The sequence below is a fragment of the Bradyrhizobium sp. 197 genome (assembly GCF_023073375.1).
GTDB lineage: Bacteria > Pseudomonadota > Alphaproteobacteria > Rhizobiales > Xanthobacteraceae > Bradyrhizobium.
On sequence record NZ_JADPJJ010000111.1, the window covers coordinates 1 to 18,175 of the forward strand.

Here is an 18,175-nt window from a genome sequence, read left to right on the forward strand (position 1 = left end):
GCGCGGATGGAACATGCTCGAAACATTGTCCCGATGCCCCACACAACTCATCCACAAACTCAGCGTCGCCTAACCGAGCAAACGGACCTGGGCAGTTACCCGAATTGTATCAATGGGCCGAGACCATGGCGGCTGAGCTGCGCAAGCTGCCTGAGATTCGCGATGTCGCGAGCGATCTTCAGTCGGCCGCCCCCCACGCTAGCATCGTGATCGACCGTGACACGGCCGCCCGTCTCGGCGTCACCCCACAGGCGATCGACGATACACTGTACGATGCGTTTGGTCAGCGGCAAGTCGCGACCATCTTCACCCAGCTCGACCAGCACAAAATCGTGATGGAGGTCGATCCCAGGTTCAAGGTCGATACCGGCGCGCTCGATAACATCTACATCGGAAACAATGCCGGCAAGCAGATCCCGCTCAGCACGTTCGCGACGGTGGGCACGTCCGTTGCGCCGCTCGCGATCAACCATCAGGGCCTGTTCCCGTCCGTTACGCTCAGCTTCAATCTCGCTCCCAACGTAGCGCTTGGAGACGCGGTAACAGCCGTGAACGCGATGAAGACCCGGATCGGCATGCCCGCTACTATTCAGACCGGATTCCAGGGGACCGCCCAAGCGTTTCAAGCCTCGTTGGCCACACAGCCCGTGCTGATTCTCGCCGCCTTGGTGGCGGTCTACATCGTGCTCGGCGTACTTTATGAGAGCCTGGTGCATCCAATCACGATCCTCTCGACGCTCCCCTCGGCCGGCGTCGGCGCTCTGGCAGCCCTCATTCTGATGGGGGGACAACTCGATGTCATGGGTCTCGTCGGCATCATTCTCTTGATCGGAATCGTCAAGAAGAATGCCATCATGATGATCGATTTCGCGCTCACGGCGGAGCGAGGTGGGATGTCGCCGAGGCAAGCCATCATCCAAGCCTGCATCCTGCGGTTCAGGCCCATCACCATGACAACGCTCTGTGCGTTGCTCGGTGCCCTGCCTCTGGCACTCGGCACCGGTGTCGGATCGGAACTGCGGCGTCCGCTCGGCATCGCGATCGTCGGCGGTCTCTGCGTCTCACAATTGTTGACGCTGTACACAACGCCGGTGGTCTATCTCTACATGGAACGGATCGCCAACTTCATGGCTACGATCAGGACCAAGGCGTTCAAGCTGAAACAACCATTGCCGACGGAATGACAACGCTCCACCTCAAATGGCCTCCCATAGTGTTGTGAAAGGCCTTCGCCATTCATGAACTCCGATCTGCACAAAGAGGCGAACCAATGACGGTCCGCCCCTGTCTCTTGCATCAGATCGGGCCGATCAGCCGAGGTGATGCACCTTCTGAAGGCCGTACACCGGCGTCGGAATGCCTTCCATTCGCGCCTTGAGCGGGAGCGAGAGAAACTGCGAATAATGGCGTGATTGATGCAGATTTCCGCCATGGAACCGGAGCGCCTCCTGCTGCGTCGGCTTCCACATAGTTCGTTGCTCGCATGCCAGGGCCCAGGGTCCTTGGTTGTATTCGAGCCGAGCCCAGACTTTGCCGACTTTGTTAGCGACCTCATTCGAGATCAGGTCGGCCGCCCAGCCGTTCATGGAACCGTAACCCGTGGCGTAGACGACCAGATCCGCCGGAAGCTCTGTCCCGTCGCTCACGATGACCAAATGCTCGGTGAGCTTCGAGCGGTGTGACGGAGATGCCGATGATGCTCGAAGCCGACGCGCTGCAAATCGCCGCCGGAACGTTGCCCTTCGCGATGGCGGTGAAGGCGATCGAGGATTGGACCGTGGACGGCAGGGCACAGAGAAACAAGATGCCGGCGTAGAGCGTCGGAGTCACAAGCGGCGACAGGATCGGCCTGAACGCCAGGCCCAATAGCGGAAACAGCACGAACGTCGTCAGCAGCACCAGTGCATGCCAGTGACTTGCCTGCCGCGATCACAGCTTCGCGCGACAGCTTTGCTCCATGCAGGAAAAACAGCAGGCAATGGCAAAGTCGGTGAGACGATCAACCGCCAGCGCCGCCGCGCCGCGGCAAGGCAGGATACTCGCCGCGACAACGGTCGCGACCAGCGCCAGGGTGAAATTCTCAGGCAGAAACTTGGGTTGGGACATGCTGGTGGTCCGTTCGCCAAGTCAGCGCGCTCTTCGACGCACTGGAAACATGCCCCAGTGAGAACAACTGACCCACTCATCGCGCTCGTTCGCGTATGCAGATGCGGATGTCATAGAGGTCATGGTCGTTTCCTACATTGTATGAACGATCAAGAAGTAGGAAGCGGCCGACCTTTCACCACTAAAACTCGATTTAGGGATCGTGACGGCAGACATGCTTCCCAGGCAGCAAAGCGCCCAGACCCGCTGGCCGCGACCAATCCGGTGACAGCCAGGCTCAGCAACGTCGATCCGATGAGGCCCGCAACAATCGGCAACCATTGCGACCGCAATACTGCGATCTCCGCAATGATACCTACACCAGCCGGCACGAACAGAAGCCCCATGTGACGGATCAAGGTTTCAGCGGTGCGCTCCAGGCCATCGGTGATCGCCCGTTTCGCAGTCGACCCTTCCCCTCTGAAGACCAGCGCGGCGGCCAGAATTGACATACCGGTCCGGGTACGGGGAGTGCAAGGATTAGGCGAAGCAAATCGCCGGCGAGTTCACACGCCAGCAAAGCAAGAAAAGAGGGTATCATCATTTGGCCCGGCGACGTGCGCGAGTTCAACATCCGCGACAGATCGACCCTTCCAGCAACTTTTCAACCCGCGCATCCTCCTTGTCGATAGCGGCGTTCGTGCCGAGCAGCGGACCTTTCATCGCGTGGCCGCCTGTACCGGATGATGGCAGCGCGGTGCCCAGGGAATTCGTTCCTGGTGCGGCAGCACTCGTTCCGAGCGCGCCACCCATCGACATGTGCGATCCCATGGATCCCATGCCGCCACGGGCAAATGCCGCGGTGGCAGAGAGGACGAAGCAAATTGCAAAGCAAAACAGTGATAACGGCCTCATGATTCATGCTCCACGCGCTGAGGTGGTCTTAACCAGAATCTAGGTGTCTGGCGCGCGCCGGCCGGGCACGATCGCGAGAGCGATCGTAACAACGAATACAGAATCGGCCTTTGCAGAGATCCAAGCTCTCCAGGCGTTTCGCCGTCTCGCAAGAGTGATCCGCAACAACGCACGATCCCGTGCGGAAATGCCTACATCTGTCTCGTTCGAGAAAATTCCATTCGGGAAACGCCACCGACAGAGCAGCAGTGATCGCGAGGCGCGAATTCTCCGCACGAGTGAAACAACGGAGAATGATGATGACTGTATTCAAGACACTGGTTGCTGCGGCGCTGATCTCGACGGCGACAATCCCGTCTGCGTTTGCAGCGTGGTCCTTCGCGGACCAGGAGCCCGCGGCCTTCGCGTCGATGTATCCCAACCGAGACGTCCTGAATGGCGGCGCCTTGACGCCGGCGGGCAGGATGGGCCTCGAGCGTGCCGGCGGCGCGGCTCCCGTGTTCGCGGGCAGCAACGTCCATAACGGGGCAAGGCATCGTTGAGCACAGGCCCTGCAAAGCGTCATACGGGGTGCTGCCGCGGCCTGCGGTGCACCCTGTTTGCCGTTTGATCGCTCACTGCAACGTCAGATCCCGCCGCAATTGCAGCAACCGAGAGTGCTTCCCTCTGGACTGAGACGGCACATATTTGCCGCCGAGGCGAACGAACGTTTGTACACAGCTGGTGCTTTCACAATGTTCGGGCGCTTTCGGACACTGGAGGAGTGAATAGTCGAGCCGAACGACGTTTGAGGTCGTCGTATGTTGCAAAGTAGTGGCCGGCCTCCGCACTGGCGCCACACCTCGCCAGAACAATCCTCCTGAGCTCGGACGGGGACTGAGCAATCCTTTCGGCGCTCATTGGAGGATCAGAGGGTACGACCGGTACCGCGTAGCCTGGCGACCAACAGCCGGAGATTGCCATGCACATCAGTGTGAATGTGGTTCGTCACATCTTGTACCTCTTCAGACAGCAGCTCCTCCAGGAGGCATTCCCGGCGATCACAGATTTTGATTGGATCGGCGTAGCCTGAATCTAGGCTTTGGGAGCGCTCCAGCCGCTATAGTGACAACGAATTGACAATCACTGTATCAAGAGCCTGCGATGCCACAAAATTCTAAACTCAGGATCCATCCGCGGATCACGTGCGCCATTGACACCAGGCCGCCTGGCGCAATCAAGCTCCACTCTCGAAAGTGAATTGGACTTGCCGGCCCACGGCTTACGTTTCACCTCGACGATCGAACGTCGGAGAGTTGAATGCGTATACACGTCTGTGCGGCGGCCGCGCTCCTGCTGAGCAGTGGCGCCTGTCCGGCGCAAGTCTCGACCATGGGCACGACGGCCATGGCGATACCGATAGCACCCGGCGCTGTTGTGTCGTCTCCACTGGCCGGACCGGGCCGTTTACGAGCCTTTTCTCGGCCACAACCGTTCCAGGTGCGCCAGCAACCACTCTGGCTTCACCTCCGCTGGCGCAAGACCCGACACTTCCAGGAACGAGCGTGAGTTGCGCGCCGACCGAGGTGGCGCTTTCGCCTTCCGTGGAGAGCATCACCTCCACAACCACCAGTGTTTCTGCCAGTCCCACTTCGGCGTTGAGCGCCTTCGGCACGATCCGCAGCATGTCAGGGCCGGCCGCGCCGACGAGTTCAAGCCTGTCGCCGACCTTGCCGACGGCCACGCCCGTGACCATCGTGTGCACGGTACCGGCAGCACGACAGGCACGATCGCACCGGCGCCGGTGCTCGGCAGCTCGACACCACCGGGAAGCTCGTGCACGTCGGCACCTGGAAACACGCTGGCCAAAGCTGCGGCCTTGCCGGCCTCCACGCCCGATGTCCCGCAGGGCCCTCCACCCGGAACCATTCAGTCGCCGACGGTCGACGCCGACACGCTCAACACCAGCATCAGCCCCGCGCCGAGCGTGATGCCGACTCCGAACACGGCTGCATGTAGCGAAAGCATTTTCGATGGACCTCGCCAATCCGGCAGCGGCGGATTCCAGCACGAGTGGCAGTGCTGCCGCCATGCAGGTCGCGTCGCCGGCTACGGGATGCTAAGGAGACTGTTCTCGCTCGAACGAACGTTTTGGGACAGCTCGCTCAGCCGTCTTCCTGCTGATCATCGACGCGCCCGCCGACCCGGACAGGCCTTCAGGTTCGCTAGCGGCCCTGAACGCATGCCGGGTCGATCGCGCATCGGGCGACAAGCTCCTCAGCATATCTGCGGATTGTCGCCATGGTCACAGATGCCGCCCGGCTGCTCCGAGGGCGTCGTGGAATAGGCGCCGACGGGGGGTCCAGACATCCAGGGATGGCGGTCGAATTCATCGGCGAAGGGCGAGATGCTCCCAGGATGGGCGTGCTCCACGGCGTGCCGTTTATGCATGGGGTTCTCATATGCACTCGCAGCCGTCGTCAACATCGTGGTGGCGATCAGTGCAGCCGATAAGATCTTCAACATTGTCATCAACCTTCTCCATTCAAACACAAAGAGCATTTACTCTGTGAATGAGGTGCGGATTGATGCGGGAGATCCGAATGCAAGACTTGCTCACAGCCCGTCAATCCGCTGTGACCCGCTTAGGATACTACCTGATCCGCAGCGGCGTGCTCGCGAGCCCAAATTGGAGACGGCTATTCACCAAGCCGCGCCGCTGATCGGCCTCTCCTCGAGCTCGGAGCACCCGGGGCCTACCGCATCGATTAGCTCGTCTGCGGCCCGCGAACAGAGACCCGGCTTCCTTCCACCACGTTCAGCATCGGGTTGAGGATCACCTGATCGCCCGGCTTGACACCCTGGTGCACCTCGACCTGCGTGCCAAAATCACGCGCAATCGAGAGCTTGTGCATGTGAACCACACCGTTCTCCACGACTGCGACATGCAGGCCATTCTCATCGAACACGGCGGCGTCCGCAGGTATCACCATTGACGACGACTTGCGTGGAATGAATAGCTCAACAGTGCAATAGATGCCCGGCTGAAGCGCACCATCCGGATTGGGCACGTCGATCTCGGTCAGCAGCGTGCGACTGCCGGGCTGCAACGCGGTGGCGATCCGCGTGACCTTTCCTGGAAACGCTCGCCCGGGAAGCTCCGGGACCCGGACGACTGCATCGATACCGACTGAACACCCAACGCCTCGTCCTGGGGCACGAACACCTGTGTGCGGATGACATCCGCATGCATCAGCGTGAACATGAATGTCGAACCGGCCTGCACCAGGCTGCCGTTATCGATGTTGCGCTGGGTTGTCACGCCGTCGAATGGAGCGACCACGCGCTGATAGGCCTTGTCCTGCTCCAGAACCTTGATCTGAGCTTGCTGGACCGCGATGTTCGACTTCGCCACTGCCTCCGCCGCCTGCTGCGCGCGCAGTGTCAGGAGGTCATTGTCGCCCTGCTGGGCGGTCAACCATCCCTGCTTGACCAGCCGCTGTCGCGCGCACTGGTGACCTCTGCGAGCTCGCGGCTCGCCTGTGTCTGCTGCAGGCTTCCCCGGCTCTGCGCCAACGTGGCCTGGGCTTTGTAAGGGACAGAAAACGCCGGGATCGTGGGACATGTCGGATAGACCCAGAACGGACTGCAAATCCGATTGACAAGTCGCCGTAACCAAACATGACGTGACCTCAAGGTCCACCCCCAACTTTCCTGAATTGGAGCTATCAGTTGCAAAGCCAATCTGGGTTCCAATTCGGGAAAGCCCCGTTTTGCCAGGTCAGCAACCTGGTGGCGATGCAGGCGATACGCCCGGCGTTGCCGCGGAGGCTGGTGCCATCGTTCCCGGCGTTGCCAGATTCATCGTCGTGCTCTCGGCGCAAGCCGACGTATTCGGCGTCGGCACTACGATCATCGTCGGATCGATGCTGGTGCCGGCAAGCTCCGCGACCGTGGATTGAATCGTGCCAAGCGGGGGGCTGCTCGGCACTTCGGGGGTCGAGAGCGGCAAAGCCGCACCATTGGTCGGCGGACCTCCCGGCGTCGAGCTGCATACGGTGGTCGATGAGCTGCCGAGCGGGGACACCGGCGAAATGGTCCCGGTCGTGCTGCCGGTGATTGACGTTGGAATGGTCCCCAACGGGTTCGCGGGCATTTCTGCGGTTGCGTTACCAGTTGTGGACGTGGCAGAGGTAGGCGGTACTGCCGATATGGTCGATGGCGTGGAAACTGATGGCGTCGTTCCGGTTGTGCTGCCAATTGCCAACATGGAAGTAACTGGCACCGACGGAGTTCCAGGCGCGATTTGCCCTATTGGTGTGAAGCAGATGACGACGGTTCCCGGCGTAGCAGGATCAGAAGCCAGAGGCACCGGCGCCAGCGTCGTGTCAGGAGCGCCCGGCTCGGTCGTCGCCGAAAACGGGCTCGGGCCATAGAGCGGGGACGTCACGATCGTAGCCGGTGTCGATGGAAGGCCCATGGCTGTGGTGCCCATGGTGGAGATCTGCGCCAGGCAGGCGTTGCAGCCTGCTAGCAGGATGGACGTTGTGAATAGCAAGCGTCGCATCGCAATTCCTTCCTCCGCGGCGGTTTAGCTTGTTTGCGCTTTGCGTACTGTGCGCACCGCGACCTTGCTGCCCTCCGCCAGGTTCACCATCGGATTGAGGATGACCTGATCGCCCGGCTTGACGCCGTCGTGCACTTCGACTTCCGTGCCGAAGTCACGCGCGATCGTGATCTTTTGCAGACGGGCGGTGCCGTTCTCGACCACCGCGACATGCAGGCCATTCTGATCGAATACAACCGCGTCGGCCGGTACGATCATCGAAGGCGTCCTGCGCGGAATAAATAATTCGACGGTGCAATAAATCCCGGGACTGAGCGCGCCGTCTGGATTGAGAATGTCGATCTCGGTCAGTAGCGTCCGGCTGCCGGGTTGCAACGCGGTAGCGATTCGCGTGACCTTGCCGGGAAAGGTGCGATCCGGAATCTCGGGGACACGGACCACTGCCTCGACGCCGGGCCCAAGCCCGAAAGCCTCGTCTTGGGGAACGAACACCTGGGTCCGGATCACATTGGGGTGCATTAGCGTGAACATGAAGGTCGATCCGGACTGCACCAGGCTCCCGTTGTCTATGTTGCGCTGTGTGATGACGCCGTCGAACGGCGCCACGACGCGCTGGTAGGCCTTCTCCTGCTCGAGTATTCGAATCTGGGCTTCCTGGGCGGCAATATTCGACTGAGCCACTCCCATCGCTGCTTGCTGCGCCTGCAGGGTCAGGCGATCGTTGTCGCCCTGCTGAAGCGTGAGCCATCCCTGCTTGACCAGATTGCTGTCGCGCGCATTGGTGAGCTGGGCGAGATCGCGACTTGCCTGGGTCTGCCGCAATGTCGCCTGGTCTTGGGCCAGCGTCGCCTTGGCCTGCGCAATCTGGTGGTCAAGCTCGGGGGCGGTAATGTCCGCCAACGGGGCGCCGGCCTTGACCCTATCACCGATGTCGACGTAGCGCTTTTCAATATAGCCGCTGGTGCGCGCAAAAATATTGGCCGCCTCGAATGCCGTGGTGGTCGCCGGCAAACTGACCGTAATCTTGCTGTCGCTGGCGCGGACCGCCGCGACGCGAACGTCGGGGACAAAAGTCCTGCTCTGTTGCGTGGTGGCCGCGACCTCGAGGCCGGCCTGGTAGTGGCGCAAGCCCCCTATTCCAAGGGCGCCCAGCAATAGCAGCAGCGCGCTTCCGCCGAACAGCACTCCTCCGTAACGACGTCGCCCCTCGCGCCCCCCATCGGGCAGCTCGACAACCCGATAGGTTTCCGGATCAACGCGATCCTCGACATTTTCACTTTTCGGCTGCACACGAATCTCGGTCACTCCGGAATCTCCTCGAATACGCCATGGTGAGGCTTTCCATCGTTACCCTTGCGCAGCATGGCGAACAGGTAAGGCACGATCAGCAATGTTGTCGGCGTCGCGAACAGCAGGCCGCCGATCACGGCGCGCGCGAGCGCAGCGTTCTGTTCCTCGCCGGCGCCGCCGATCGCCATCGGGATCATACCGACGATCATCGCGGCCGCCGTCATCAGCACGGGGCGGATTCGGGTGTGACCGGCGCTCAGCGCGGCCTCAAAGGCGGAGTGACCTTTCAACTGCTGCTCGCGCGCGAAGGTCACGAGCAGAATCGAGTTCGCCGAAGCAACGCCGACCGCCATGATCGCCCCCATCAGCGAGGGTACGTTCAATGTGGTACCGGTGATGAACAGCATCGTGACGATGCCGCAGAGCGTCGTCGGCAGGGCCAGGATCACCACGAATGGATCGCCGAAGGTCTGATAGTTCACGACCATCAGCAGATAGACGAAGACCGCGGCGAACAGCAGGCCGATGCCCAGATTCCGGAACGCGGCGTTCATGCTCTGAATCTGGCCAACCACCTGAATTGCATTGCCTGGCTTCAGCTTCTTCTGCAGCTCCTTTGTAACCTTGTTGATGTCGGCCGCCACGCTGCCGAGATCGCGGCCCTGCACACTGGCATAGATGTCAAACACCGGCTGGATATTGGTCTGGTTAGAATTGGTGGCGACCTTGTCCCGCTTGAACGTCGCGACATTGGTGAGCATGCCCGGAACCGTTTGGCCGAGTCTCGTCGCCAGAGACGCGGAAACCGGCGTGTTTCCTAGCGCATTCAGCGAGTTGACTTTGTATTCCGGTGTTTGCACGGCAAGATAATACGGAATCCCCGAGGTCGGATCGGTCCAGAAGTTGGGCGATACCTGCTCCGACGAACTGAGGCTGACATTGATATTGGTGGCCACCGTGCTTGCATTGAGGCCAAGCTGCGCCGCGCGGGTCCGGTCGATGTGGGCGAAGAACGCCGGCGCGTCGACTTCTTGCTGCAGATGGGCGTCGACGATACCGGGTATGGCCGCAAGCCGCTGCCGGAGCTCCCTTGCAACCGAAAGATTGTTCTTGTCGTAGCCCACCGTCCGAACGTCGATCTGAGCCGGCAGTCCGAAGTTCAGAATCTGCGTTACCATATCGGCCGCCTGGAAATAGAATGTGTCCTCCGGGAATGCGGCCGGCAGTACCTCACGCAATTTTTTGACGTAATCAGCGGTCGGCTTGTGGCCCTCCTTGAGCGCCACCTGGATGACACCATCATTGGTTCCGATCGTCGAACCGTCGGCGAATGCCAGATTATAGGCTCGCGCCGGCAGTCCGATATTGTCGACGATAAGGGACCGATCGTTTTCCGGAACGATCTCGCGAATCTTGTCCTCAACCGCCTGGAAGATCGCCTCGGTGCTTTCGATGCGGGTGCCGGCGGGAGCGCGAACGTGAAGCTGGATCTGGCCACCGTCGATGAGCGGGAAAAAGTCCCGGCCAACGAACACCAACATCACCGCACCGAGACCGAGCATCAACACGGCGACGATCGGCACGATGAATCGCCGGCGAAGCAGAGTCGCCAGGAATGTCGAATATCCGTCACGCAGGCGCTCGAAGCCGCGCTCGAATGCGGCGGAAATCCGCGAGAAAATGCCCCCGGGGGGAGTGCTTTCGTCCGTGTGATGACGTTCGCTCCTGAGCAGCAACCCGATCGTGATCGGAGTCAGGGTCCGCGACAATCCATAGGAAGCCAGCATCGCAAATACGACGGCAAGTCCGAGCGGCGTGAACAAGTACTTGGCCGGTCCGTCGAGGAACACCACCGATGTGAACACGCAACTGATAGCAAGCGTCGAAACCAGCGTCGGGACCGCGATTTCCGCAGCACCGTGCAGGGTCGCGTCGGCAAGCGGCATACCCTCTTCGGTCCATAGACGGTGGGTGTTCTCGATGGTCACGGTCGAATCATCCACCAATATGCCGACCGCCAGCGCAAGACCGCCCAGCGTCATGGTGTTCAGCGTTTCGCCCAGAAAGTACAGCACGATGAGCGACGACAGGATCGCCAGCGGAATCGAAATCATTACCACCAGGGTCGACCGCCAGGAGCCTAAGAAAATCAGGATCATCAGCGCGGTGAGAGCAGCCGCGATGGCGCCTTCGCGCAGTACGCCATTGACAGAGTTCGTGACGAACACCGACTGGTCGAACAGCTGGCTGACCTTAAGTCCGGCCGGCGCGGCGGCGCGGATCGCCTGCAGAGCGTTCTTCACGCCGTTGACGACCGCCAGCGTCGAGGCATTGCCGTTCTTGATCACGCTAAGCAAAACCGAGCGGCGGCCATCCTCGCGCACGATGTTCTGTTGTACTAGTGATCCGTCACGGACCTGTGCCACGTCCTTCAAGAGGATGGTGGCGCCGTTGGCGAACTTGACCGGGATCATGTCGAGATCATTGATCGTCGCCGGCGTCGCATTCGTTCGCACCGTATACTGGGTGTCTCCGATCTTCGCCGTTCCCGATGGCAGCGTCAGGTTCTGCGTATTGACTGCGTTCACGATGTCGAGGGGGGTCAGCCCCCGCGACAGCAGCTTGTCCGGGTCGATATCCACCATAATCTGACGATATTTGCCGCCGGCCGGCGTCGGCAGAGTGACGCCAGGTACCGGCGCCAATTGTTGCCGAATGCGGTACATGCCGAAATCGTAAAGCTGTTGCTCGTTCAGGCTGTCCGAACTGAGACTGAGCTGCAGGACCGGGACGCTCGACGCATTGAACTGCACGACAATCGGCGGCTGGATGCCAGGGGGCATCAGAGCGCGAATCGAATTGGTGGCGGAAACGATCTGCGCGATAGCGAGGTCAACATTGACATTCGGCTGAAAGTAGATCTTTTGGATCGACAGACCATTGAGGGTCTGCGCTTCCATGTTCTTGATGCCGTTGACGCTAGAGCTGATGGAATATTGGCTGTAAGTGGTGACGCGCTGCTCCATTTCCGGCGTGGTGAGACCGGTGTATTGCCAAATGACCGTCACCACGGGGATGCGGATTTCTGGAAAGATATCCGTCGGCATTGACCTGACGGCGGCAACGCCAAGAAACACAATCAGCGCTGCCAACACATAGAAGGTGTGCGGAAATCGGAGAGCGAAACGAACGATGCCCATTATCTTTCCTTGCTGCGTGCCCGGTTATTCCATTTGCCAACCGGCTCCGTCCGCTATTTTGATTGTATCTGCACAACCGGACCGAGCATGTCGGCATGCCAGTCTGTCGGGTAAAGGCGCGTGAGGAACAAGATCATGTTTTACCTCCGAGATAGCTGGCCCTTGCGTGCGCAGACTCTTCGATGTCCGTGCCTGTCTCGTTTTCGAAATATCTCCGTGCAAGGCTGATCCAACAAAGCTCTCATCAGAGCAGCGAAAGCTCCGGTTACCCGAAACATGACCGCCATGCGCAACGATCCCAATTAAACTCCAATTTATGTTTCTGAATTGATCCCAGTCATCAATGTACGCATGTCGGCGGCCAAAACGAGATAGACACCCTCTCATCCACTCACGCGGGATTGGAACAAACAACTCCTCAGCAGCAGGCGCCGCTGCAAGCGCGGTTCGATGGGATGTCAGACGGGCTGGACGCAAATATCAGCCTCCGAAAGCAACGGATCTTCGCCGGCTTGCGCACGTAGGCGCCCGCTACGTTTGGGCCATTAATCGCGCGGGCACGACCGCCCTCCAGCGCCGGAGCATTTACTCCTCCCACCAGCGCAGCACTGGCAATTCGATGGGCGGGGCTTCGGTAGGCGCGCTGCGCTTACCTGTGTCCCGATAGACGTACTTATTTCTTGACGAAGATTTCGCCGATGGACGCTATCGACGTTGGATGGGTTGCCGCCCATTGTTCGATTTCCGCGATCTCCAGATAGTACTTGGCCATCCTCAGCAAGCGCTGACGCGTTCCTGGGTCGTCTTCGTGGTCAGCAAGTTCGGTCAATTCGGAAGCGCGTCGGGTCAGGTCTGATGGATCTATCATGTTTAGGTACCTCGCGGCTCGTGACCGTGACTTCCGCAGGCCATCTCATGCCGCGCGCTTTATTGCCACGCTGCATCGCCAATGTTGCGCTGGGTTGGCCATCCACGAAGGGCAAAGCGGTTCACGTCAGCGGTATATTTGATCGCGCTGCGTCATGGCAATTCTGACTTGGTCTCCATCGTCGTACGGGCAGCGGCGAACCAAGCGTCGCCAGCCGCGCAGCAATCCGTGCAAAACTTAAATTCGGGAGTTACGATGTCTTGACCCGTGGCCGACGCTGAAACGTGCGATGTTATAGCGGACGTTCTCCCATGGTCAGCCTTTGACCCCGAGCGAAACGGGTCAGTCGCTCGTCCTGTGTTCTGGTTCACCTTGTGACTCTCATTCACCGACATGGATGGTGGCGACCATAATAGCCGAGGAAGGTGTCCGGTGCGGAGTCGTAAGAGTGGTAGCGCTGGGCGCGGAATGTGGGACTAGCGCGGCCCATTCCCGCATAAGCACTGTTTGCCGGATAAACACTGGCCGCGCCACCAGGTAGCTCCGAGCCCATAGCGATTCTCCATTTTCCTCTTCTGCGCGAAAATTCGCGCTAGCGACTGCTGCTCTCGCGGGCGCTCCCCCCAGATTTTTCTACACAACGACTATCTCGGCATTGCAGGTGAAAACACATGCAGCATGAAGATCACTGTTCGCCGAATGCGCAAATGGTTCCCCAGAGATGCGCCTAATTTAGCCGGGCCGATCCATTCTCTGCGCAGCTTTTTCAGCATACACGCGGGTTATCGCCGACGTCGCAATTTTCCCCGTCCGGGGGCGCCGTAGAAAATGCACCGATGCGCGGTGCTGTAATGCCGACACGGCCGTCATTATAGCGGGCGGTCGGGGAGGCGTTCGCATTGGCGTCCTCTGCGAGGTGCCGCGAGGTTACATGGCTCGTGCGAGCCATGGCGGGCGTTGCGAGCATGGCGGCAGCGATCAATCCAGCCGAAAAGAGCTTGATTGTGGTCATTGAACTTCTCCTTTGGATGCAGCAAGCCAAAGTCGTTTGGCTTCTCCAAGTGACATGTGGGCAGATACGAATTTCTGAACGCAACACTAGCTCACAATCGTTCAACGCGCCGTGAGCCTCTTGCACGATGATCAGCCACTCGATTGAGAGACGGCCAGAATGACTGGCTCGAATTTTGGAGCTATGGACCGCGTTTTGGAATGCGCACGAGTTGCCGATCAGCGGAGTCGTTTTGCATCGGCCACGGATTGGCAGACAATCCTCTTTCTCACGCGTTATCATCATGCGATGCGCGAACTCGCGCTATTTTGAAAAGACGTGAGAAAGTTTTGGCTGTGAGGACTCGTAACCCTTCCCACTTCGATAGCGAGGCCAAAACGTTGGTCTCTCGTATCCAATGGAGAAACTGAAATGACCAAATTTAAGCTCTTATCGGCGGGATTAATCACCGCCGCTATGCTGGCAAGTCCGGCCATGGCTCGCGAGAATCATATCACTTCGCACCGGGATAACGTCGACGTTGCTGCCACTGGGCATTACGCTGACGGACGCGTCTGTCAACTAGCTCCCCGCGTCGGCTCATTTGCGGGCGAGCCCTGGGACAACGGCCCGCCTTGTGAACCCGAGACAGGTTTCTGATCTGTCCTGATCGCAGAGCGCCGGCGCAACAACGAAGCAGACTGATGTTGTGTGGGCCCGAGGCCGGCAGCCGCGACCGCGAAAATGTTGGGCCGGAGAACAATGCTCCGGCCCGACTTCTTGCATGAACATCACTTCTGCATTGGCCCAGGTGCGACGCCACTCCCAGCAAACATGAAGGTTTTTATAATCGATTTCATCCACGTCAGATCTCACTTCAATGAAGGCAACTGATGATGGAGGGTCAATATGAAATCGATTCCAATACTCGTACTCGTCTCGGCAACTGCGCTGTCCGCACTTGCCTTGTCCGGCTCCGCCGCGACGGCGGGGCCCATTGTCCCGCCCGGACACTACTGCATATCCTATGACGAAGGCGGCACGGATTGCAGCTTCACGAGCTATGCACAGTGCCTGGAGACCGCGTCTGGAATTGCCGCGGAATGCTATGGCAAGACCGCTCGCGACGACGAAAATGATCGGGCTTATATCCCGCATTGGTAGCGGTCCTATTTTCCGACACCGCTTCACAAGAGAAGGAACGTCACGATGAGACGAATTATGACAATGCTGGTGACCACCATGCTCGCCGCAAGCATGCTTGCGGCTAGAGCAGAAGCGCGTGGTGGCGGTGCCCACATCGGCGGCTTCGGGGGGGGGGCCGCGTCAGCTTCGGTGACCACGTGGCCTACGGCTCAGGCTTCCGTCACTCCGCAACGCACCGTTTCGGGGGTATCTGGCCTGGCTATGGTGGCCTGTTTGACTATGGCCTGGACTGTTACAATCCCCACTACCAATATCCGCCATATCACCGGCCGCCCTACTGCGGTTGATCCTCTGGTGCAGCGGGCTTTGACGGCGCAGATTCGAAAGTCGGTGCTTGAGTGATCCGTCGTCCCTCCGGTACTTCGGCATGGGAAATCCACGTCAACTGCTTAAGCGCGATAACTCGCGGGTGAAAGCACAGTGGCGAACTCGTCGCGACCGATTCAGCCGCTTTCCTTGCGCTTTCCTTGGCGTGTTCGGCAACGACCGAAAGCGCGCCGAAGCAATATCCCTTCACCCCCCGGCATAGGTTACTGCTGTCACCTGCCAAAATGATGCCGGCCCGAACGATTTCGCGCCGGAGTTTTTGGCTGAAATTTGTTAGGCTTCATCCGCTGGCGTTGCGTGCAGTACAACGAACCACCGCGAGTTAATCATGCTCAGCGTGTCATCCGGCGCGGTCTCTCCCCAAGTTCAGTCGCTCTGCGCGGCCTGATGCTTACGATAGACCTACCAGCTGTCTGTTTGCGAGGCGAACAGCGGATTGGGGATCGTGCGTCGGCAGATATACCGTCGGATGGACTTGGGCGAAAACTCTAATCGAGTCCAACGTTGCGCAGGAAATGCCCTCGTGCGCACTGACGCCGTCCACCCTGCCGGCGAGCATCAGGCGCTCATTGTAGGAGGTATCGCCAGCAAGAAAATGCGTTGTGCCGTCCTCCTGGCGTACTAGTACGGAGGCATGATCCGCAGTGTGACCTGGAGTGGTCACCGCGACAATGTCCCCGGCATGTGTCAATCGTCGGCTGCGAGCGAAGGGCCCAAACGGTTCCGCGGCGAGTTCAAGCGCTGTTGGATCAAACCAGGAGGGCCAACGATGAGGAAGGTATCCGCGTATTCGCCCCGCCCATCCACTTGCCGTGCGAAGTTCGCCGGAGGCAACAAGGATTTCACTATTTTGGAAATGTGCCAGGCCGCCATCATGGTCCATGTGCAAATGAGTGAGAACGACCTGTTTTACATCACGTGGTCCAATGCCCAGCGCACGCAGTTGCGGACCGATTTCTTCTTCCCTATCGATTCGAAAAGCGACTTCCCATCGGGCAAAGGGATGATACGACGCTCCGGTTTCGAGCAAATGCGCTCCCTGGCCAGTATCGACTACGATAACACCTTCCTTGTGCTCGATCGCCCAAGCGTACGTCGGCAACCACTCGGTCCAGTTCCGGTCGGTGAAAATGGCAAGCCGTCGTGCCAACCCGTGTCCGTGTCCTTCGACCTGCGCACGTTTTATTTTAACGAAGCCGGTTTGGATTGCATGAATTCGCATGGCTGCTTCCGCCCTCCGTGTCATCAAAAAAATTGTCCGATGTGATTTGACGTGGCTTCTGTTTCGTTCTGTATCATTGTGCTTCCACCGCTTCATGGATGGGAAACCGCGCCAAGAACCAGGTGATCCCTATCAAATCTGCTGTCCCTCCCGGACTTAAGTGGCGCGCGATCAGCGCATCATCAAACGCGGCCATCTTGCGCAATCCGTCCGGCGCCAGAACGCCACCCTCCTCGAGGAGCCTTCTGGCGTAGGCGCGGACATAGTCCCGGCCGGCGCCACCGCCGCGTGACAGAAGATTGGTGTCATTATTGACGGCGAGCAGATTCAATAGCACTTGCAGGAGCATCAGCTCCTCGTTGGTACCGCTCGACCGCAATTGGTCGTAGACCGGTAGCGCGGCCTCGCGCACCGTCGCATATCCCGAAGCGGCCTCGCCCCTTGCGCCGACGACCCCATAGCGCCGGAAGACGCGTTCGCCCGCCGTACGCGCCTCTCCCCTGGCCTTCAGCTCGCGATCCACTAGCCCGACGCAGATACTGGCAACCTCATCGCACAGACGCTCGCGCGTTATGGAGATCCCACGCCCTAAAAGACGACCAGCCCCGAAACAGAGCAAGCCAAGCGAAAAGATGCCGCCCTTGTGCGTGTTAACGCCGTCGGTCGCCCGCAGCATCGCTTGTTCGCAGAGCACGCCGACCGGACGTACCAGCGAGAGCGATGCACTCGCGGCGATATAGGCACAAGAATTACCGATCTCCACAAAACGCGGCCACCAAGGTGCAATGGCGCGCGCGCTGGCCAGGAACGTGTGCATGTCCATGTCATGGTGAGCGCCGCAATTTCGTCGATCGACCAATCCGGGTTTGGGCGTGAGCATCAACTCTGTGAGCAATGCCCGATCCGCATACGCGGCGAGCGCGCTGGCAGTCCTCTCCAGAGGCTCGTACCCCGCCGATGATGTCAGCGGACTAATTGACTGAGCGCAGATCATAGTCATGAACGATCCTGGCTATCGTGCTCAGTAGTTCTTCGAGCGGATGCAAGCGCGAGCGGCCGCAGGCATGGGCAGGCTGCCCGCATAACAGGCAGCTGCGCGGCGAAAAGCTCAGCTCCCGACGGGACAGCGGGCCACTTCCAGGCGCGATAACGTCGAGATCCCAAAGACGCCCGATCGGGTGACAGTCTTCCAGAGCGACGGTGACCGACTTGACGATCCGCGCTTCCGCATCAATGACGTAGAGCGCTTCGGGACCGGTCTCCCGCCACAAGACCTCGCGCGACAATACGTGCCACCCGCGCTTATCTGAGATGGCCTCCAACTGCTTGAGCGCCTCGCTCAGTACCCGTCGGGGCAACCAGCCATCCTTCACCGGGCCGGGCATCACCACAGTCATGGATACGAGCGGTTTGCTAAAGCACGCCAAGGCAGCGGCTTGACGCGCGGCTCGCTGCTCTCGAGCCGCCAGCATCTGTTCGAGGCTGACGGCGCGCGCGACGGCGGTCTCGGTCAGCGCACACATGA

19 protein-coding genes and 2 pseudogenes are annotated in these 18,175 nt (G+C 59.7%); 5 read left to right on the forward strand and 16 right to left on the reverse strand.

Going from position 1 to position 18,175, the window contains the following annotated elements; genetic code table 11:
• Positions 1-104 precede the first annotated feature (104 nt).
• A complete protein-coding gene (locus IVB27_RS26400; RefSeq protein WP_345946920.1) occupies positions 105-1,184 on the forward strand; it encodes an efflux RND transporter permease subunit in 1,080 nt (359 codons plus the stop codon).
• A 126-nt stretch (positions 1,185-1,310) separates the two neighbouring features.
• Here the strand turns inward: IVB27_RS26400 and IVB27_RS26405 are convergent.
• From IVB27_RS26405 to IVB27_RS26420, 5 genes and pseudogenes are all read right to left on the reverse strand, one after another.
• A pseudogene (locus IVB27_RS26405) lies at positions 1,311-1,688 on the reverse strand (NAD(P)/FAD-dependent oxidoreductase); the annotation flags it as partial.
• Between the two features lie 43 nt (positions 1,689-1,731).
• Positions 1,732-1,899 (reverse strand): annotated as a pseudogene (locus IVB27_RS43705) (bile acid:sodium symporter); the annotation flags it as partial.
• A 30-nt stretch (positions 1,900-1,929) separates the two neighbouring features.
• The gene (locus IVB27_RS43710; protein WP_524536507.1) at positions 1,930-2,106 is read right to left on the reverse strand and encodes a hypothetical protein; all 177 of its coding nucleotides are present in this window, start codon (positions 2,104-2,106) and stop codon (positions 1,930-1,932) included.
• Between the two features lie 149 nt (positions 2,107-2,255).
• A complete protein-coding gene (locus IVB27_RS26415; protein ID WP_247446027.1) occupies positions 2,256-2,597 on the reverse strand; it encodes a CidA/LrgA family protein in 342 nt (113 codons plus the stop codon).
• A gap of 115 nt (positions 2,598-2,712) precedes the next feature.
• A complete protein-coding gene (locus IVB27_RS26420; RefSeq protein ID WP_247446028.1) occupies positions 2,713-2,904 on the reverse strand; it encodes a hypothetical protein in 192 nt (63 codons plus the stop codon).
• Positions 2,905-3,299: 395 nt separating this feature from the next.
• On the opposite strand from IVB27_RS26420, the gene IVB27_RS26425 reads away from it, so the two are divergent.
• Positions 3,300-3,542 (forward strand): hypothetical protein, encoded by a 243-nt coding sequence (locus IVB27_RS26425; RefSeq protein WP_247446029.1) that lies wholly within the window; start codon positions 3,300-3,302, stop codon positions 3,540-3,542.
• Positions 3,543-5,256: 1,714 nt separating this feature from the next.
• Here the strand turns inward: IVB27_RS26425 and IVB27_RS26430 are convergent.
• The 3 genes from IVB27_RS26430 to IVB27_RS26440 all read right to left on the reverse strand — a co-directional run bounded on the left by IVB27_RS26430 (position 5,257) and on the right by IVB27_RS26440 (position 6,457).
• Positions 5,257-5,430 carry a hypothetical protein gene (locus tag IVB27_RS26430; RefSeq protein WP_247446030.1) on the reverse strand — a complete coding sequence of 58 codons (174 nt, stop codon included), beginning with the start codon at positions 5,428-5,430 and terminating at the stop codon, positions 5,257-5,259.
• 317 nt (positions 5,431-5,747) lie between these two features.
• Positions 5,748-6,164 carry an efflux RND transporter periplasmic adaptor subunit gene (locus IVB27_RS26435; RefSeq protein WP_247446097.1) on the reverse strand — a complete coding sequence of 139 codons (417 nt, stop codon included), beginning with the start codon at positions 6,162-6,164 and terminating at the stop codon, positions 5,748-5,750.
• Complete coding sequence (locus IVB27_RS26440) at positions 6,062-6,457, reverse strand: efflux RND transporter periplasmic adaptor subunit (protein ID WP_247446031.1); 396 nt, start codon at positions 6,455-6,457, stop codon at positions 6,062-6,064. Before IVB27_RS26440 ends, IVB27_RS26435 begins: the two co-directional genes overlap by 103 nt.
• Before the next feature lie 295 nt (positions 6,458-6,752).
• On the opposite strand from IVB27_RS26440, the gene IVB27_RS26445 reads away from it, so the two are divergent.
• Complete coding sequence (locus IVB27_RS26445) at positions 6,753-6,941, forward strand: hypothetical protein (RefSeq protein WP_247446032.1); 189 nt, start codon at positions 6,753-6,755, stop codon at positions 6,939-6,941.
• Positions 6,942-7,037: 96 nt separating this feature from the next.
• Positions 7,038-7,415 (forward strand): hypothetical protein, encoded by a 378-nt coding sequence (locus tag IVB27_RS26450; protein WP_247446033.1) that lies wholly within the window; start codon positions 7,038-7,040, stop codon positions 7,413-7,415.
• A gap of 155 nt (positions 7,416-7,570) precedes the next feature.
• Here the strand turns inward: IVB27_RS26450 and IVB27_RS26455 are convergent, their stop codons facing one another.
• The 5 genes from IVB27_RS26455 to IVB27_RS26470 form a co-directional block, all read right to left on the reverse strand.
• Positions 7,571-8,842 carry an efflux RND transporter periplasmic adaptor subunit gene (locus tag IVB27_RS26455; protein WP_524536509.1) on the reverse strand — a complete coding sequence of 424 codons (1,272 nt, stop codon included), beginning with the start codon at positions 8,840-8,842 and terminating at the stop codon, positions 7,571-7,573.
• Between the two features lie 5 nt (positions 8,843-8,847).
• Positions 8,848-12,036 carry an efflux RND transporter permease subunit gene (locus tag IVB27_RS26460; protein ID WP_247446035.1) on the reverse strand — a complete coding sequence of 1,063 codons (3,189 nt, stop codon included), beginning with the start codon at positions 12,034-12,036 and terminating at the stop codon, positions 8,848-8,850.
• Between the two features lie 673 nt (positions 12,037-12,709).
• Positions 12,710-12,904, reverse strand: a complete 195-nt coding sequence (locus IVB27_RS26465) for a hypothetical protein (protein ID WP_247446036.1) — start codon at positions 12,902-12,904, stop codon at positions 12,710-12,712.
• 385 nt (positions 12,905-13,289) lie between these two features.
• Positions 13,290-13,457, reverse strand: coding sequence for a BA14K family protein (locus IVB27_RS43715; protein WP_354049459.1), 168 nt, complete (start codon positions 13,455-13,457; stop codon positions 13,290-13,292).
• A 213-nt stretch (positions 13,458-13,670) separates the two neighbouring features.
• On the reverse strand, positions 13,671-13,916 hold the full coding sequence (locus IVB27_RS26470; protein ID WP_247446037.1) for a hypothetical protein: 246 nt from the start codon (positions 13,914-13,916) through the stop codon (positions 13,671-13,673).
• An 888-nt stretch (positions 13,917-14,804) separates the two neighbouring features.
• Here IVB27_RS26470 and IVB27_RS26480 point away from each other — a divergent pair.
• Positions 14,805-15,059, forward strand: coding sequence for a DUF3551 domain-containing protein (locus tag IVB27_RS26480; protein ID WP_247446038.1), 255 nt, complete (start codon positions 14,805-14,807; stop codon positions 15,057-15,059).
• A 760-nt stretch (positions 15,060-15,819) separates the two neighbouring features.
• Here IVB27_RS26480 and IVB27_RS43720 read toward each other — a convergent pair.
• From IVB27_RS43720 to citX, 3 genes are read right to left on the reverse strand one after another with little or no spacing between them, the layout of a single operon-like run.
• Positions 15,820-16,746 carry an N-acyl homoserine lactonase family protein gene (locus tag IVB27_RS43720; RefSeq protein WP_524536508.1) on the reverse strand — a complete coding sequence of 309 codons (927 nt, stop codon included), beginning with the start codon at positions 16,744-16,746 and terminating at the stop codon, positions 15,820-15,822.
• A complete protein-coding gene (gene citG / locus IVB27_RS26490) occupies positions 16,724-17,650 on the reverse strand; it encodes a triphosphoribosyl-dephospho-CoA synthase CitG (RefSeq protein WP_247446040.1) in 927 nt (308 codons plus the stop codon). Before citG ends, IVB27_RS43720 begins: the two co-directional genes overlap by 23 nt.
• Entirely contained in the window at positions 17,622-18,173 is a 552-nt protein-coding gene (gene citX / locus IVB27_RS26495; RefSeq protein WP_247446041.1) for a citrate lyase holo-[acyl-carrier protein] synthase, read from the reverse strand. Before citX ends, citG begins: the two co-directional genes overlap by 29 nt.
• Between the last annotated feature and the right edge of the window lie 2 nt (positions 18,174-18,175).

Excerpts from the sequence above, each read along its gene's own strand:
- IVB27_RS43710 (WP_524536507.1), bottom strand. The coding sequence starts at position 2,106 with ATGTCCCAACCCAAGTTTCTGCCTGAGAATTTCACCCTGGCGCTGGTC.
- IVB27_RS26415 (WP_247446027.1), bottom strand. The coding sequence starts at position 2,597 with ATGTCAATTCTGGCCGCCGCGCTGGTCTTCAGAGGGGAAGGGTCGACT.
- IVB27_RS26420 (WP_247446028.1), bottom strand. The coding sequence starts at position 2,904 with ATGTCGATGGGTGGCGCGCTCGGAACGAGTGCTGCCGCACCAGGAACG.
- IVB27_RS26425 (WP_247446029.1), top strand. The coding sequence starts at position 3,300 with ATGACTGTATTCAAGACACTGGTTGCTGCGGCGCTGATCTCGACGGCG.
- IVB27_RS26430 (WP_247446030.1), bottom strand. The coding sequence starts at position 5,430 with ATGCATAAACGGCACGCCGTGGAGCACGCCCATCCTGGGAGCATCTCG.
- IVB27_RS26460 (WP_247446035.1), bottom strand. The coding sequence starts at position 12,036 with ATGGGCATCGTTCGTTTCGCTCTCCGATTTCCGCACACCTTCTATGTG.
- IVB27_RS26465 (WP_247446036.1), bottom strand. The coding sequence starts at position 12,904 with ATGATAGATCCATCAGACCTGACCCGACGCGCTTCCGAATTGACCGAA.
- IVB27_RS43715 (WP_354049459.1), bottom strand. The coding sequence starts at position 13,457 with ATGGGCTCGGAGCTACCTGGTGGCGCGGCCAGTGTTTATCCGGCAAAC.
- IVB27_RS26470 (WP_247446037.1), bottom strand. The coding sequence starts at position 13,916 with ATGACCACAATCAAGCTCTTTTCGGCTGGATTGATCGCTGCCGCCATG.
- IVB27_RS26480 (WP_247446038.1), top strand. The coding sequence starts at position 14,805 with ATGAAATCGATTCCAATACTCGTACTCGTCTCGGCAACTGCGCTGTCC.
- IVB27_RS43720 (WP_524536508.1), bottom strand. The coding sequence starts at position 16,746 with ATGAAGCGGTGGAAGCACAATGATACAGAACGAAACAGAAGCCACGTC.
- citG (WP_247446040.1), bottom strand. The coding sequence starts at position 17,650 with ATGACTATGATCTGCGCTCAGTCAATTAGTCCGCTGACATCATCGGCG.
- citX (WP_247446041.1), bottom strand. The coding sequence starts at position 18,173 with ATGTGTGCGCTGACCGAGACCGCCGTCGCGCGCGCCGTCAGCCTCGAA.